The organism is Vreelandella halophila, from assembly GCF_019903425.1.
Taxonomy (GTDB): domain Bacteria; phylum Pseudomonadota; class Gammaproteobacteria; order Pseudomonadales; family Oleiphilaceae; genus Halospina; species Halospina halophila.
Window position 1 is genome coordinate 786,965 of record NZ_JACHUZ010000013.1, and the last position, 16,962, is coordinate 803,926.

Annotated in this window: 7 protein-coding genes, 1 tRNA gene and 3 pseudogenes; 10 read left to right on the forward strand and 1 reads right to left on the reverse strand. The window is 55.3% G+C overall.

Features of this window, described 5'->3' with window-relative positions; translation table 11 throughout:
* Window positions 1-40 precede the first annotated feature (40 nt).
* From H4I92_RS07990 to H4I92_RS08105, 9 genes and pseudogenes are all read left to right on the forward strand, one after another.
* Window positions 41-931, forward strand: a complete 891-nt coding sequence (locus H4I92_RS07990; RefSeq protein WP_077530106.1) for a helix-turn-helix domain-containing protein — start codon at window positions 41-43, stop codon at window positions 929-931.
* 260 nt (window positions 932-1,191) lie between these two features.
* Window positions 1,192-1,434 carry a hypothetical protein gene (locus H4I92_RS07995; RefSeq protein ID WP_143512635.1) on the forward strand — a complete coding sequence of 81 codons (243 nt, stop codon included), beginning with the start codon at window positions 1,192-1,194 and terminating at the stop codon, window positions 1,432-1,434.
* Between the two features lie 490 nt (window positions 1,435-1,924).
* Complete coding sequence (locus H4I92_RS08000; RefSeq protein WP_218668178.1) at window positions 1,925-2,680, forward strand: tetratricopeptide repeat protein; 756 nt, start codon at window positions 1,925-1,927, stop codon at window positions 2,678-2,680.
* A 226-nt stretch (window positions 2,681-2,906) separates the two neighbouring features.
* Window positions 2,907-3,072: pseudogene (locus tag H4I92_RS17135) on the forward strand (IS481 family transposase); the annotation flags it as partial.
* Window positions 3,073-3,356: 284 nt separating this feature from the next.
* On the forward strand, window positions 3,357-4,055 hold the full coding sequence (locus tag H4I92_RS08005; RefSeq protein ID WP_143512636.1) for an ankyrin repeat domain-containing protein: 699 nt from the start codon (window positions 3,357-3,359) through the stop codon (window positions 4,053-4,055).
* A 2-nt stretch (window positions 4,056-4,057) separates the two neighbouring features.
* Entirely contained in the window at window positions 4,058-12,997 is an 8,940-nt protein-coding gene (locus H4I92_RS16870) for a calcium-binding protein (protein WP_143512637.1), read from the forward strand.
* 437 nt (window positions 12,998-13,434) lie between these two features.
* Complete coding sequence (locus H4I92_RS17220; protein WP_080506800.1) at window positions 13,435-13,848, forward strand: helix-turn-helix domain-containing protein; 414 nt, start codon at window positions 13,435-13,437, stop codon at window positions 13,846-13,848.
* A gap of 107 nt (window positions 13,849-13,955) precedes the next feature.
* Window positions 13,956-14,486: pseudogene (locus H4I92_RS08100) on the forward strand (transposase); the annotation flags it as partial.
* Between the two features lie 235 nt (window positions 14,487-14,721).
* Window positions 14,722-14,889, forward strand: a pseudogene (locus tag H4I92_RS08105) (transposase); the annotation flags it as partial.
* A gap of 172 nt (window positions 14,890-15,061) precedes the next feature.
* Here the strand turns inward: H4I92_RS08105 and H4I92_RS08110 are convergent.
* A protein-coding gene (locus H4I92_RS08110; protein ID WP_143512552.1) for an IS3 family transposase occupies window positions 15,062-16,605 on the reverse strand; the annotation gives its coding sequence in 2 pieces (ribosomal slippage) (window positions 15,062-16,134 and window positions 16,134-16,605; 1,545 coding nt in all).
* Window positions 16,606-16,873: 268 nt separating this feature from the next.
* Between H4I92_RS08110 and H4I92_RS08115 the strand changes: the two genes are divergently transcribed.
* A tRNA-Gly gene (locus H4I92_RS08115) sits at window positions 16,874-16,949 on the forward strand.
* The last annotated feature ends 13 nt before the right edge of the window (window positions 16,950-16,962 follow it).

The following is a 16,962-nucleotide window of genomic DNA, read 5'->3' on the forward strand; positions in this document are numbered from 1 at the left end:
GGATGGATGATTTCTGTCATGGACGGGAGGGAGTCCGGATATGACTCAGACGCAGACCACACGCGACATCGTCACCGCTCTGAACAGTGCCGGCGCGGCGCCGCGACGTCATCTGGAATTGTCTGACGGAAGGGCGCTGGCACACTGGCGGAATCATCAGGGTGAGGCGCATTACGAGCGGCCCCGCCATCATGCCCTGAGCATCTACACGCGGGGCGGCGAGCAGACCAGTCGCCAGCATAAAGGCCGTGCGGTCAGTCATGGCTTTCCCGGTGCCACCTGTCTGTTTCCTGCCGGCAGCCGGTCCCACTGGCGTATTGATGGCCCCTTTGAGTTTGTCCATTTCTACTTCACGGATCGGGACCTGGAGTGCTGCATGGAGCAGACCTGGGACCGCGAACCGGGGTCGGTCACGCTGGAAGCGCGTTACCAGGTGCAGGACGACGTGTTGGCTCACGCGGGCCAGCTGCTCGAGCTGAGCGACTGGCAGGCGCCGAGCCAGCCTCAGGCCATGGACCATCTGGCCCACTGGCTCCTGGTGCAGATCACCGGGCGTTACAGCACGGCTGACCTTGCCGAGCCAGTCGTGAAGGGTCGGTTTTCCCGGCGCCAGCAGCGGTCACTGGAAGAGCGCATCGAACAGGCCCTGAACGAACCGTTGGATCTAGCTACGATGGCCGGCTGGGTCCATCTTAGCCCCTATCATTTTGCCCGACTGTTCCGGGCCAGCTTTGGCATGGCTCCTTACCAGTATGTTCAGGAGCGGCGCCTGCAACGGGCCCGTGCGCTGTTGCAACGCCCGCACGCCAAAATCACGGCCATTGCGCTGGAGTGTGGCTTCGGCGATGGCAGTCAGTTTTCACGGGCATTCCGAAAGCGTTTTGGCAAGACGCCATCGGCCTACCGTTCGCAGTTTGTGTCAGCGAATTGACCAGATCCTGCAACGCGCGATCGGCCGATATCAGGCCAGAGCCATGTCGATTACCATCCGGGCTGGTGTTTGCAGCGAAGGGTAGCACTGGCGTTGCGATGGGCGCATGGCTGAAACGAAGTCCGCTGGTTACTGATTAACAAGAGGCTAAACCTCCAGTCTCAGCTGGCACATAGTCGCCCTTGCGAAACCCGCCTTTCAGGCGGCTTCCGGTGTCAGCTGTGGCGTTGATTCGGGAACATCATTCCCGGACTGATGGATTGCGGCCAGCAGATCCCGAGCGAATTGAAGCCCAAGATGTGGCCCTGAAGGATCCGGAATACGAGATCACGCGGTCCATCCGTAAACTGGCCGGGCAGTACGCGGGAGGAGGCAACCTGCTGGCACGGCTGGATGGCAATGTTGAGCTCACCGCCTATGCCTCGCCCAAGGATCAGCTGCCCAAGCCGCTGACGACGCCGAGCTGGATCCCGGGGCCGTCTCGGATCTGGTCAGTCGGGTAGCGGCCCTGCGGATGAGTACGAGGCCGTCTTCACTGTATACACTCCGGTCTTTGACAGAATCAAGAAGGCAGCCGGCAGGAAAGCTCTGCTCGCTTCCTCGGCCAGCGCCGATAAGGGAAGCAATGCCAAGGGCGGTCATTCCGGCGCGAGTGACTGAAAGAAGGGCCACCAACCCGGAAACGGCAGCGCAAAAGCACCGGCGTCAGTGCTGGTGCACTCATCGCAGTATTCCATCTTGATGGCGTGGTTGAAAGCAGGGGTAAGGCTCGATACGGTTTCTTGATTGTGCAGCTGTTGCCGGTGAATAGAGCGGGGTGTTGGTTATATCTAACGCAGGAAGTCCTGGATGGGAATGCGAGTAACAGCATCTTGCTTTATTCTCGATCATTCCCCCTGCGGAAAGAAGCGGGGCTCAAAGATGGAAGGAAGCGGGATGCGATCTGGGTCTATGGAGCTAATGAGGGTGATATTCCTTGTTTGGAGCTTGGGAGTGACCTCAATAGCTTGGGCAGCGGATTTTCAAAAAGGGATAGAAGCCCATGTAAAGGGTGACTACTCAACTGCTCTTGCGGAGTTTGAACCATTAGCGAAGCAGGGTGATGTCGGCGCCCAGTTCGCTCTCGGGCTTATGTACGAACGAGGCGAAGGCGTTCGCCAGGACTATTCGAAGGCGGTTAGGTGGTACCGGAAAGCTGCTGAGAAAGGATATGTTGGCGCCCAGTTGAATCTGGGGGTCAAGTACGAAAATGGCCTAGGCGTCCCCCAGGACGATTCCAAGGCGGCGACCTGGTACCGGAAAGCGGCGAAAAAGGGCTATGCCGACGCCCAGTTCAATCTGGGGATTATGTACGACAATGGTCAAGGCGTCCCCCAGGACAAATCCAGGGCGGCGACCTGGTACCATAAAGCGGCGGAGCAGGGCCATGTTTACGCCCAGTTCAATCTGGGGAGCAAGTACTTCAAGGGCGAAGGCGTCCCTCAGGACGATTCCAAGGCGGCGACCTGGTACCGGAAAGCGGCGGAAAAGGGTTATTCCGATGCCCAGTACAATCTGGGGCGTATGTACGCTAAAGGAAAAGGTTTACCCCAGGACTATGTGCGAGCTCATATGTGGTCTAGCCTGGCAGCCTCGCAAGGTGATACCGACGCAGTCGCGAATCGCGATAAATTGGCCGATCACATGACGTCTGAGCAGATCGGTGAAGCCGAGAAACTGGCTCGGGAGTGGGCTGCTGAGCATAGGTGATTCTGGCTTTTCACCGGATTGAGTGGGGCCGAGCCTGATTCCCAGTCAGCTGTGACCAACCTCATCCAAGCGACCAAAGCCCGCGCCAAAGGCTACGGTTCCGTCAAACACTTCATCGCCATCTGTTACCTGCTGGCAGACAAGCTCAGGCATTTACCGGAGAATCCGTTTCAGGCCTCCACGCCAAAGCGATAGCGGGGTGATTCCACTATCCGACAGAGAGCCGGATCTTGAGGCCACCCTCAAGCGCTACAACTGGCTTTACAATCACCAGATCCTTCAACGGGCTCTTGAACCATCAGCCGCCCATACAGGCGATGAAGCAATGGCAGGCTGAACCGCCCGAATTATTCCACAAAAAGGTTATCGATCATTCGGGACCTGAGAGGTAGATTTATGGGGGGTTACTGCCAAAGGCTTGAACTCAGGGCTACGGTTCCGCCAACCATTTCACTTTTTGGAACACTGGGTTGGATATCTACCTTTGGCTTGGTTTATAAAGGCCTTATTAATCTGCGGAGTCTGCGCTTTCAATCAATGGAGAGTCCATTCGGCTGTCACCCGCCCTAAATGTCAGTAACGGCAGAGGTTAAAGTTGTGCAGCGACGGGTGATTGATCTTTTTTTCGCCTTTGCTTCGCTAAAAAAGAGAAATTCTGGGAGAAAAGATAGGCTTAATGTTTTTTATGAAATATGGATCTGAGGTTATCAAGGGTTTTATGTTTTTATTGATGTTAGTGGTTTCGGTTGTGGTTGCCTCCGAGCGGCAGCCAGAAATGCAGGATGCTGCATTAGAAGCTATAAAAGAGAATGATGTAGAAAGTATTCGCTCATTACTCAAAAATGGCTTGGATCCTAATTATCGGTTGGGAGAGCCTAGGAATTTGATGCGCCTTTCAGTGATGTATGATAAGCCGGATGTTTTGAGGGAGCTAATACGTGCGGGTGGGAACGTAGATCATAAGCTTAAGGATAATATGTACTTTGTTACATATATAGCCCAAAATAATAATGTAGATTTGCTTTCTTTAGTGTTAGAAGAGAATCCGGACCTGAATCGCTTGATGTATGTAGATCAATATACTGCTTTTACAGGGATGCTTCGGTTTGTGAATGAAGAAACTCTACGGTATGTACTTGAAAACTCAAATGCTAATGTAAACTTTAGGCCGGAGAACGGTTTTTCATCATTATATCATTCCTATAAATGGGGGAAATGTGGGGTTGCATGTGTCGAGTTGTTGCTGGATTTTGGAGCGAACCCCTGTCTTGAAAAAGGTCCTAGTGGCCAAATATTTTTGGAGCATTTAAAAGATCAAGGAGAAGCTGATCTTTTAAAAGGTAATAAGTCGTATGAATGTGATAAGGATTTTTGAATATGTCTGATATGGATCTGAAAAAAACGAAACTGGAATTTATTCAGAAAGAGCAGCAGATTCTCGATCTTTCTAATAATGTAATTGCGTTGAATGAAGTTTATCAGAATGCAGGATTGTCAGGTAGTCCAGCTAGCGCTGGTTTAAGGAATATAGCGGTATCTTCAGCCAAAGTTATTAGTAAAAGGTCGGATGAGTTGGGTGATGCTGCTCCTGATATGGGCTTTGAGGTTGGTTCAGCTTTGGAGCCTTTTATGGCTGAGAGTCCAGAAGCACAAAGTCTTGCTGCGGAAGCACTTGAGCGTAATATCGCTACCTATAAAAGGTTGGAGAAGGAACGGCAAGAACTAGAAAATGAAATTGAAGAATCCGAGCAAGAACCATCTTTGGACTACCTTAACGAGGGCAATGAAATATACGAAGATCTTCGTGAAGATTTGGGGAATTACCGAGAGGTAGTGGAAGAAAAAAATAAACTTTTGGATCGTGTTAAAGAAGCTGAAGATTCCGCTAATGGGGAAGAAACCGAGCAACTACCATCAGAGTATCAAGATTGGCAGAATCGTATAACTGAATTAGACCAGAGGGAAATAGTAGCCCTACAAGAAGTTGAAGGTGCTATTGACGATTACAATAAGCATTTAGAGGAAGCCGATGACGAAGCCGATGACGAAGCCGATGACGAAGGCGGTGACGAAGGCGGTGGCGGCTCTGGTGGCGGCTCTGGTGGCGGCTCTGGTGGCGCCGGTGGTGGTGCGGGAGGCTCCGCTGGCTCGGGTAGCAGCGGCTCTGGACGCACCATTCCGCGCGACCCGCTAGTGCTCGATCTCGATGTTGACGGCATAGAGATGACCAGTTTAGAGGGCAGCAATGCTTACTTCGATCTGAATGGCAATGGTTTCGCTACACACACTTCTTGGTTAAGTGGCGATGATGGCTTCCTTGCGTTGGACCGCAATGAAGACGGCACTATCAATGATATCAGTGAGTTGTTTGGCAGCCCCGAGCGCACTGGTTATGAAGAATTGGGGGAGTTGGACAGCAACGTCGACGGTGTGATCGACGCCAACGACGAGCGTTTTGCCGACTTGAAAATTTGGCAGGACAGCAGTGGTGATGGCGAAAGCCAAGACAACGAGTTGAACTCTTTGATGGATGCGGGCATTGCCAGTATCAGCTTGAGACATGTCGATGTTGCCGGGCAGGCTGGCGCCGATGCCCAGGTAGCTCGGAAAGGCACGTTTACTTGGGCCGACGGCACCCAGGGCGTGGCTGCCGAGACATCTGGCATTGCCGCAGACGTTCTCTTTGGCTTCAATCCGACCTTTACTCGTTACGTGGGTGATGTTCCGATTGATTCTGATGCGCTGGCGGTTGCGAACATCAAAGGGTACGGTCAGATGCCGGACCTACATCAGGCCATGAGCCTCGACAGTGAATTTAAGGCGCATGTTCTCGACTTGTTCGGCGCGGCGAGCTCTGAATCCCTGACGGAGGGATTGGAAAACCTGCTGGTCAAATGGGCGAATGTTGAAGGTATAACCATCGAAGAGATCGACCCCGAGCATCGGCTCAATATCGATTCCGAGACTGGTTTAGTGAACTTTCGGACTGCGGGAGAATCATTCTCGGTTGAACAATTAGGTGTGATCAAAAAGTACGCTGGCATGGAAGTACTGCGCTTGGGTGACGGCCAGTGGCGCGAGGACGGCGAGCTTGTCACCACGGGTGGCTATTACCGACAGGCCTACAACGAACTGTCTCGAAACCTGTTGGCTAAATTTGCCGTGGCCAACGGCTTGCTTGAAGATATAGCTCCAGAGCTAACCTACGATCCAGCGACGGATCTGCTCACGACCACCAATGATATTGATGCGCAAGTATTTGACGACGCGCTTGTGGATATCGCAGCTAGCTTGGGAGACGAAGAGGCAATCACTGAGCAGTGGCTGATGGTGACGGCGCTGTTGGAAATTGATCCTTCCGCAAGCGCGGATCTCTCCGAATCAATAGATCAGTTTGTCTCCTCATTTGGTGAGTTCGAATCTTTGTTGCCAGCCTTTAAGAGCGAGGTATTCCAGTACCTGGATATCGACTCGAATATTGGATCATCATCTTCCGATACGATATATGGCCGAGACGTCAACGATGTGATCTTTGGCTTTGAGGGTAATGATGTTCTTTATGGTAGTGACGGGAATGACACCATAAATGGTGGCAACGGCAATGACCGTCTTAATGGTCAAGGCGGTAACGACACGTTGAGCGGCAACGCAGGTGATGACCGTCTTAATGGTCAAGACGGTAACGACATGTTGAGAGGCAACGCAGGTGATGACCGTCTTTACGGTAACGCCGGCGACGATTCTCTCAAGGGGGGTGACGGCCAAGATTACCTTTATGGCGGCAATGGCAATGACACCCTCCAGGGCGGCTCAGGTGCCAACGACTACCTGTCTGGTGATGCGGGCGATGACACTTACCTGTTCAGCGCGGGTGATGGCAATACCACGATCGATAACTGGGATGCCGGGGATGACCGCAATGACGTGTTGCGCGTTCTCGAAGGGATTAGTCCTGGCGATGTGCGTGCCACGCGCTCCGGCACCGATCTGAAGCTGACGGTTGCAAGCACCGATGAGGTCATCACTGTTCAGAGTTACTTCAACGGCGATGCGAACGGTGGTTACGCGCTGGATGCCATCGAATTTGCCGACGGCACCGTGTGGGATATCGATACGGTAAAAGATCTGGTGCAGCAGAGCACCGAGGGTGCCGATCAGCTGTATGGATACTCAGAGACTGACACTTTAAGTGGTGCTGGTGGCGACGATCGTATTTATGGTGCCACTGGCGGTGATGTTTTGAATGGTGGAACCGGTGACGACAGGATTGAGGGGCAGGAAGGCAACGATGTTGTTTCCGGTGATGCTGGCAGTGATCGGCTTTATGGCGGTAACGGCAATGACACCCTCCAGGGCGGTTCAGGTGCCAACGACTACCTGTCTGGTGATTCGGGCGATGACACCTACCTGTTCAGCGCGGGTGATGGCAATACCACGATCGATAACTGGGATGCCGGGGATGACCGCAATGACGTGTTGCGCGTTCTCGAAGGGATTAGTCCTGGCGATGTGCGTGCCACGCGCTCCGGCACCGATCTGAAGCTGACGGTTGCAAGCACCGATGAGGTCATCACTGTTCAGAGTTACTTCAACGGCGATGCGAACGGTGGTTACGCGCTGGATGCCATCGAATTTGCCGACGGCACCGTGTGGGATATCGATACGGTAAAAGATCTGGTGCAGCAGAGCACCGAGGGTGCCGATCAGCTGTATGGATACTCAGAGACTGACACTTTAAGTGGTGCTGGTGGCGACGATCGTATTTATGGTGCCCCTGGCGGTGATGTTTTAAACGGTGGAACGGGTGACGACAGGATTGAAGGGCAGGAAGGCAACGACGTTGTTTCCGGTGATGCTGGCAGTGATCGGCTTTATGGCGGTAACGGAGCGGATGAGTTGTCTGGTGGCAAAGGTGATGATGATCTCCGTGGCGGTCAAGGGGATGACGTCTACCGCTTCAGCAAAGGCGGCGGGGCCGATTCTATCTACGATGCGTCCGGTCAGGACCGTATCGAATTCATAGATGTTAATTCGACCGAGGTTGTGATCCGGAGGGAAGGCGATCATGTGCGCATCGCCATTCCATCCAGCGATGATTCCGTGTTGATTGAGCATCAGTTCAACAGCACCGAGATCAATACTCAATCCACGAGCTTGGAGACCGTCGAATTTGCCGATGGCGTCACTTGGAGCTTTGGCGACTTGATGGCTGAAGCCATTGAAGGAACCGAAAGCGACGACGTGATCGACGGCTTTAGCAGTGACGAGACCATCAATGGTGGCGCCGGCGTTGACGATATTCATGGCTACGAAGGTGCAGATTCCATTTCTGGCGGCACCGGGAACGACGAGCTTGATGGTGGCGAAGGCCAGGATCAGCTTGATGGTGGCATCGGCGATGATGAGCTGAGAGGCGGTGTTGGCGCTGATTCACTGCAAGGAGGTGAGGGTACTGACAACCTCTATGGAGATGACGGGGCAGACGTACTATCCGGTGGCACGGGCGACGATCATCTCCTGGGGGGTGGAGGCGATGACGTCTACCGCTTTAGTCAGGGTGATGGGACCGGTTCTATCGATGATGCGTCCGGTCAGGACCGTCTCGAATTCACGGATGTTAATTCGACCGAAGTGGTGGTCCGGAGGGAGGGCGACCATCTTCGCATCACCATTCCAGTCAGCGGTGACTCGGTGCTCGTCGAGAACCAGTTCGACGATACTGACACAAATGTCCAGACCACCAGCCTGGAAACTGTAGAGTTTGCCGATGGTGTCACTTGGAGCTTCGATGACTTGATGGGAGAGGCCATCGAAGGGACCGAAAGCGATGACGTAATCGACGGCTTTAGGAGTGACGAGACCATCAATGGTGGCGCCGGCGTTGACGATATTCATGGCTACGAAGGTGCAGATTCCATTTCTGGCGGCACCGGGAACGACGAGCTTGATGGTGGCGAAGGCCAGGATCAGCTTGATGGTGGTATCGGTGATGATGAGCTGAGAGGCGGTGTTGGCGCTGATTCACTGCAAGGAGGTGAGGGTACTGACAACCTTTATGGAGATGACGGGGCAGACGTGCTATCCGGTGGCACGGGCGACGATCATCTCCTGGGGGGTGGAGGCGATGACGTCTACCGCTTTAGTCAGGGTGATGGGACCGGTTCTATCGATGATGCGTCCGGTCAGGACCGTCTCGAATTCACGGATGTTAATTCGACCGAGGTGGTGGTTCGTAGGGAGGGCGATCATCTTCGCATCACCATTCCAGCCAGCGGCGACTCGGTGCTCTTCGAAAACCAGTTCGACGATACTGACACAAACGTTCAGACCACTAGCCTGGAGACCGTCGAGTTTGCTGATGGTGTCACTTGGAGCTTCGATGACTTGATGGGAGAGGCCATCGAAGGGACCGAAAGCGATGACGTAATCGACGGCTTTAGCAGTGACGAGACCATCAATGGGGGTGCTGGCGCTGACGATATTCATGGCTACGAAGGTGCAGATTCCATTTCTGGTGACACCGGGAACGACGAGCTTGATGGCGGCAAAGGTCAGGATGAACTGTTCGGTGGAGCCGGCGAGGATTCGTTACAAGGTGGAGCTGAGTCCGACGTTTTGCATGGCGATGCTGACTTAGACACCTTGCAAGGTGGCTCTGGCGCGGATGTCCTCCATGGAGGCTCAGGCGAGGATGAATTGTTTGGCAATTCGGGCGTTGACACGCTCAACGGGGGCGCAGACGCGGACATTCTCCATGGAGGTAGCGGAGACGACATCCTGAATGGCGATGCTGGTAATGATGTTCTCCACGGCGAAAGCGGAACCGACACCCTTTCCGGGGGCGATGGCAACGACAAGCTTTACGGCAAGGGCAACCTTTCAGGCGACACGGGTGATGACATCATTGAAGGTCGCGGAGTCCTCGATGGAGGCGCTGGCAAAGACGAACTAACCGGACAAGGTTCGGACTCCTTGATTGGCGGGTCCGGCGATGATGTTCTGATTGCGAATACCGGTGTCTCGCAGGAAACTTCGAACACGCTGGAAGGCGGTACCGGTGCCGATCAGCTATTTGGCTCTTACGGCAACGATACCTACCGTTTCAACCTGGGTGATGGACAGGATACTTTGATTGAAACGCCGGAAGGCGAAGCCTACAGCAATGTTTCGCCATCGCAGGATACGTTGGAGTTCGGCCCCGGCATCTCGGCGCAAGACTTGTCCTTTGTCCGCTCCGGCAAAGAGCTTCAGATCAATCATGCCAACGGCACTGACAGTATCCGTATTAAATACTGGTTCCAGGAGCCAAACGACCACTACAAAGTGAATCGTTTTGTTTTCACCGACGGAACAGAGTGGACGGATCTGGATGTGGAAAAAGCGTCCGTCACCGTCGGCACCGATAATGCCGACACACTGAGCGGCTATCGCAGCCTGAACGAAGAAGTGTTCGCAGGCGATGGTAACGATGAGGTCTGGGGCCGTGAAGGGAATGACATCCTTCGTGGCGAGGCCGGTGACGATTATCTCGACGGTGAAAAGGGGGATGATCGGCTGCTTGGTGGTGTCGGGAGCGACAATCTGGTTGGTCGCGCCGGCGAAGACAGCCTTGAAGGCGGTCTGGGCGACGACAAGTTGCAGGGCGGTGCTGGGCAAGATTCCTTGCTTGGTGGTTCTGGTGAGGACAGTCTGTTTGGTGGTGAAGGCAATGACCAGATCAACGGCGGTGCTGACAACGACTTCGTAGAGGCAGGTGGCGGAAACGATGTTGTTGAAGGCGGCGAAGGCGATGACCAGATCAACGGTGGTCTGGGTGACGACACTCTGACTGGTGGTAGCGGAGACGACAAGTACGTTTTTGCGGCCGGTTCAGGTCATGACACCATCCATAACTCAGGCGGTGGCAAAGATGGTGTTTTCCTTTCAGGGGGAGCCACTGAAGATCGCATTAGTTTCACCCGCGAGGGGGACGATCTCGTTCTGCTGATCGACGATGGAGCTGAAGGTAGCCTCCGAGTAGTCAATCACTTCCTGGGTGGAGACGATGCCATCGACTGGGTACAGCCAGATGGCGGTAACATGATCCCAACGACCAAGATCAATCAGCGCGTTGCTGCTGGCGAGGCCGGTGGTGATTTTGATTCGGTTGTCACGGGTACCAGCTCTGGTGAGGAGTTGGTCGGTGGAGGTAACAGCAACCTGATGGAAGGCCTCGAGGGTGACGATACGCTTTTTGCCATGGGAGGTGACGACCAGCTGAAAGGTGGAGCAGGTGCTGACCAGCTGTACGGTGGCAATGGTACTGGCTCTGGAAGTGGCAACGACACGCTGATCGGCGGTGGTGGCAATGACACTCTAGTTGGCGAAGACGGTGACGATTCGCTGGTAGGTGGCGCTGGCAACGACAGTTACTACTACAAAGCCGGGCAAGGAGTCGATGTTATCGATAACAGCGGCGGTGGTTCCGATGGCGTGTTCTTTCAGGACGGTCTCGACCGCAACCGCTTGAGCTACCATCAAGATGGAAACGACCTGGTTATCCTTGTTGACGAAGACCGCGGGCAGCAAGTCCGCGTTACCGATCATTTCCTTGGTGGTGAGAATGCCATCAGCTACATCCAGCCTACCGATGGCGGCAATGCCATTATGGCGAGCCAATTGCCAGAACTCCTGTCTGCAATGCCGGACGAGGACGGCAGCTCTGGCGGCGAAACGGGTGGTGGTTCTGAAGACGGTGATACCTCGGGAGGAGATGGCGATACCGGCTCCGGTACAGATCCCGGGACCACGCCGACACCTGAGCTTGGTGGTGACGATGTCCTGACGGGGGGTTCCGGCAATGACATTCTGATTGGCGGTGCTGGTGATGACACGCTCAGCGGTGCTCAGGGCAGTGACCGGCTTGAAGGCGGTAGCGGTACTGATACCTATGTCTTTACAGGCGGTCAGGATGTCATCACAGAAACAAGCGGTGCTGACACACTGCGATTCGGCGCTGGTATCAACTTTGATCAGGTTGCTTCGGATTTGAGGAAGTCTGGTGATGATCTGATTCTTAGGGTCAATGGTGGTCCGGATCAGGTGACACTGAACGACTTCTTCCTTGGTGGTGGCTCGGTCGTTGAAACCATCGAGTTCGAAACGGGCGGTCAGCTGACGTCGGACCAGGTTTTCGGCGCGTTTGGTATGTCGGAACCGACACCGGATTCTAGTTCTTTCCAGGTCACTGAGGGCACCTCCGGTGATGACAGTGCCTTAGCAGGTGGTGCTGATGCGGATTTGGTTCAAGGATTCGGGGGGGATGATAGCCTCTCAGGTGGTGCTGGCCATGACCAACTGGAAGGCGGTTTCGGCCACGATAGCCTCAGTGGTGGTGTCGGTGCCGACACCCTGATCGGTGGGCGCGGAAACGACACCTACTTGTTCAGCTCTGGCGACGGGCAGGATGTTATCGATAACCGGGGCGGTGGTGATGACACCCTTCGTTTTGAGGACATCTCCTTTAACCAGGTGGCTAGTAACCTGACGAAATCCGGCAACAACCTGGTGCTTGAGGTTGGCGGGGGATCGGACTTGGTCACCATCCGGGATTTCTTCAATGGTGGTGATCAGTCCATCGACCAAATTGAGTTCGGGCCCGGTGGCCAGATGTCATCGAGCGAGATCTTTAGTGCTTTCGGTTTGAACAACCCCGATCCTCAGGGCTCGCCAGATGATCAGGATCTGCCTGACCAGCGTGGGTTTGGCAATCTGGTGAGTGGAACGGCATCTGCCGACAACATTCTGACTTCATCAGATGCTGACTTTGTTGATGGCGGTTCAGGGGATGACGTTATCGGTGCTGGCCTTGGAGATGACTATCTACTCGGTGGTGATGATTCCGACACCTTTGTCTTCGAAGCGACCAGTGAATTCGGGGATATTATTGGCGACTTCACCGTCGGGGGCACCGATGACGCTCTGGACATCAATGTTGCGGTCAGTGGTTCTGGCTTCAATACCGAAACCGCTGCTTCAGCCCTGGACTTTGGAACCAATGGCGTTAACGTTATCCAGTCGGATAGCGCGAGTGTCGGAAGCACCATGTCCGCTACTGAGGTGGCAACCGCCGCTATTAGTGGCTTCGGCAACATTGATGCTGATGAAGACTCCTATGTCGCCCTGACGGCCGACACTGATGCTGCTAGCCGGGTTGAGATTTACCAGATGACCGCGAACGCCGCCGGCGATGATATCGCAAGCGTTAACCAAGTGGTTACCCTGACCGGCGTGGTGGCGGATGACATCACTGCGGCCGATTTCGACGGTTTTTCCTAAACCAGGAAGGGAACTTTCCCTTGAGTAAAAGGTGAATGGCTTAGCCCATTAACCTCTCCGATACTTGAATCGGGGAAACCTGAAACGCCCCACTGCATCTGCGGTGGGGCGTTTTAATTGGTCACTAACACGGGCAGCCGGAGAGGGGTAAGCGGTCCACAAACCCCATCTTGCCGGCCTGAGCCGGATTCGCCAGACTTTTCAACGGAGCTCCTGCCCCCTATGAATCGCACGGTGGTGTCGGTGTCCGCTGAGGAAGGCATCTCACAAAGAGACTCAGCGCCAGCAAAAGCAGAGCAAGAAAAAGATCCATAAGCTGGAGTCGGAGCTGCGGCGCAAGGACAAGGCCCTGCCGAGACCACCTCGCTTCTGGTGCTGTCAAAAAAGCTCGAAGCCTTGTACGCCAGCGACCGGGACGACGAGGACAGCTGACTCCGTTGACCGAACGTGCAAGGCTGATTGAGTACTTTGATGAAGCGGTTGCCGCTGGTGCGCCGCGCTACAAGGTGGCGCAGCTGATGGCGCTCAGCGAGCGCACGATCAAGCGCTGGCGCGAGGGGGACCGCGTGGCGGCGGATCGGCGCCCGGACTCGCAGCCCGCGCCACAGCCTCATCAACTCACGCCAGAGGAAGAACAGGCAATGTTCGATACCTGCAACCTGAGCGAATTCCGCAGTCTGCCGCCGTCGCAGATCGTGCCGGCGTTGGCCGATAAGGGCATCTACATCGCCTCCGAGTCCTCGTTTTATCGGGTTCTGAAAAAGCATCGACAGCTCAGCCATCGAGGGCGGAGCCAACCGCCGCGCCAGGTGCCGGAACCGACCAGCTTTACCGCGACTGGGCCCAACTAGGTCTACAGCTGGGACATCAGCTACTGCCCATCCAACGTGAAGGGACTGTTCTGGTACCTGTACCTGATCCTGGATGTCTACAGCCGCAAAATCGTTGCCTGGGAGGTCATGACACGGAATCCGGCGAGCACGCCCGAACGCTGGTTGAGCGGGCGCTGATCCGTGAAGGCTGCTGGGACAACCCGCCCGTGCTGCACTCGGACAACGGCGCGCCCATGACCTCCTACACGCTGAAATCCCGACTGGCGGAGCTGGGCATGGCCATGTCCTACAGCCGGCCCCGGGTGAGCAACGACAATCCATACTCGGAATCGCTGTTCCGCACCGTCAAATACTGCCCGAAGTGGCCACCCAAGGGCTTCAAGTCGCTGGAGGCAGTTCGCCAGTGGATGCTGCTGTTCGAGCATGCCTACAACGAACAGCACCTGCACAGTGGCATCAACTTCGTGACGCCGGGCGCCCGCCACCGCGGCGAAGACCAGCACCAGCTGGCTTACCGAAAGGCGGTCTATGAGCAGGCCAAACGCAATAACCCGAAGCGTTGGTCCGGTGAAACCCGGAACTGGAAAGCCGCCGGCGCTGTTCCACTCAATCCGGGCAAGCGTCAGGAAGTCGAGCGGAACCAATGCGCGGCTTAGAACAAACTTTTTGGACAACTGGGTTGAAAACTACCGGGCTAGCCGCAGCGGTGTTTGGCCGATGCCGGCTATCGAAAGGAACAGGACTTTCAGTTTCTGGAGAGCAAAGCCATTGACGGCTATATCTCGTTACGCAGAGAAGGGAAAAAGACCGGACAGATAGACACCGATCAGTATCCGGCAACGGCCCGCCCGGATGGCACAAAAACTGGCCACGGAATAGGGGCGAGAAGACTACGCCCAGCGAAAACACCTGGTCGAGGCGGTCAACGGCTGGATCAAACATGTTCTGAGCTTTCGCCAGTTCAGCCTGCGGGGCTTGAATGCCGTACAAGGCGAGTGGGGTCTGGTATGTCTGGCGCTGAATCTCCGGCGTATGAGCTCCCGGATGAGCCTGGCGTAGGCCGGATGAGCGAGCGCTGGTGTGGCCCAGCTCAGGGACCATATTAGCTCACAAACTCAGCGCACCCGGCTGAAAATCGATGTCTTAACCCAACAAACGTTGCTCGAAGCAATTGCGGCTGGACGCTGCCGGTGTCTGTCAACGTAGATGTCGCGTTTAAGTCATCAGCTCTTTAACAATTGACCGCCGTTTCCGGATTCAGAGTCACTGATTCCGGCAAGCTGAGTTTTCGAATATCACCGGACCAGCGGCGCGGGTTTTCAGCTTTCGCAGCCTCGATAACCCGTTGACGCTGGAACAGGATCTGGTCAGCTTCGCCGTTATGGCGCTGCTGTGGTGTCACGTAATTCAGGGCGCTGTGGCGATGCTCGGTGTTGTACCAACGCACGAACGCCAACACCCAGTCCCGGGCCTGTTCGATTGTTGTGAAGCCGTTTGTCGGAAACCCCGGGCGGAACTTCAGCGTTTTGAACAGCGACTCCGAGTAGGCATTGTCATTGCTCACTCTGGGGCGGCTTTTCGAGGGCGTAATGCCCAAGTCGTACAGTTTCTCCAGGAAGGTCGACGCCTTCATGGGGCTGCCATTGTCCGAGTGCAGCACCAGTGGTTTGTCCTTCGTTGCCAGATGCTCACGCCAGTACGCCTTTTCGATGAACTCACTGGCCAGCTCTCCGGTTTCGCTGTCGTAGACCTCATGGCCAACGATCTTGCGGCTGTACACATCCAGCATCAGGTACAGGTAGAACCAGGTGCCTCTGGCCGGGCCCGGTAACCATGAGATATCCCACGACCACAGTTGGTTTGGTTGTGTCGCCTTGTGTGTGGTCGCTTGGCGCCTGCTCTCAGGTGCTTTCTGTCGGCCTCTGGGGTGCACCTGATCGTACTCACGCAGAACCCGATAGAACGTTGACTCCGAGGCCAGGTAGCGTCCCTGATCCAGCTGATCGGCCACGATAAACGCCGGCGGGCAGCTTCGATATTCTTTCTGATTGCACAGCGATACCACGGCCTGGCGCTCCTGGTTCGTCAGTTTATTGCTCGGCGCCGCTCTGGGCACCAATGGCCTCTGGTCCGCTTTGACACCCTTGTCAGTCGTCCAGCGCTGATAAGTGCGTACAGTCAGGTTCAGCAAGGCACAAGCCTTCTCCAGCCGGGCTCCGCTACTCTGCGCTTGTTCAATCAGAGTAATGGCCTGCTGGCGATCCGGGAGGCTGGTCATTCGTCCTCGTCTTTGGGGCCCCAGATCGCCTCGGCTTTTTTTGACAGCGTCAGCAGAGCCGCCGTTTCCGCAAGCGCCTTGTCCTTGCGTCGCAATTCCGACTCAAGTTTTTTGGTTCGTTTCTTCTCGGCTTTGGTCGCTTGCCGGTTCCTTTTGGCCTGCTCATCAGACTGGGCATTAGCCCCCGCACAGGCGGCTTTCCAGGCCTCGATCTGCTCCGGGTACAGACCGTGTTTGCGGCAATATTCACCGAGCTCCGCCTCCGTCATTGGGGCGGTCTCCAGCACAATGCGGAACTTCTCTTCGCTACTCCACTTCTCGGGGGTGGCTGAGTTCGATGGCAAAACGGCACCTTGCTCTCTGGCGGCTTTACGCCAATTGTACAAGGTTACCGTACTGATGCCTTCCTGGCTGGCCAACTCGGCCACAGTCAAGCTGCGCGGTGGCGCCATCTTCTGGAGGATGGCTTCCTTACGTTCCGGTGAATAATGGGGCATGGTTGTCCTCTGAAATCATCAGGCGACAACTACCTTGACGCATAGGGCTGCCCCGTTCCGACAAAAACGGGGCCCAAAAGCTTCTACCGCGCAGACTCCTAGGTAATCGTTTGAATTTCCGGTTTCACGCATCCTATGGGACTGTATGGATTCAGCGGTCTCGCGGGGTGGGGAAGGGTAACGCTGCCCTGCGCTCAGTGTGGCCACAAGGTTCTGGCGCCACACACGATTGACACCAGCGGTCCACGGTGGTTCCCTGTCCACGTTCGCGGGCGTAGCTCAGTTGGTAGAGCATCAGCTTCCCAAGCTGAAAGTCGCGAGTTCGAGCCTCGTCGCCCGCTCCAGTTTCCCTTCCCG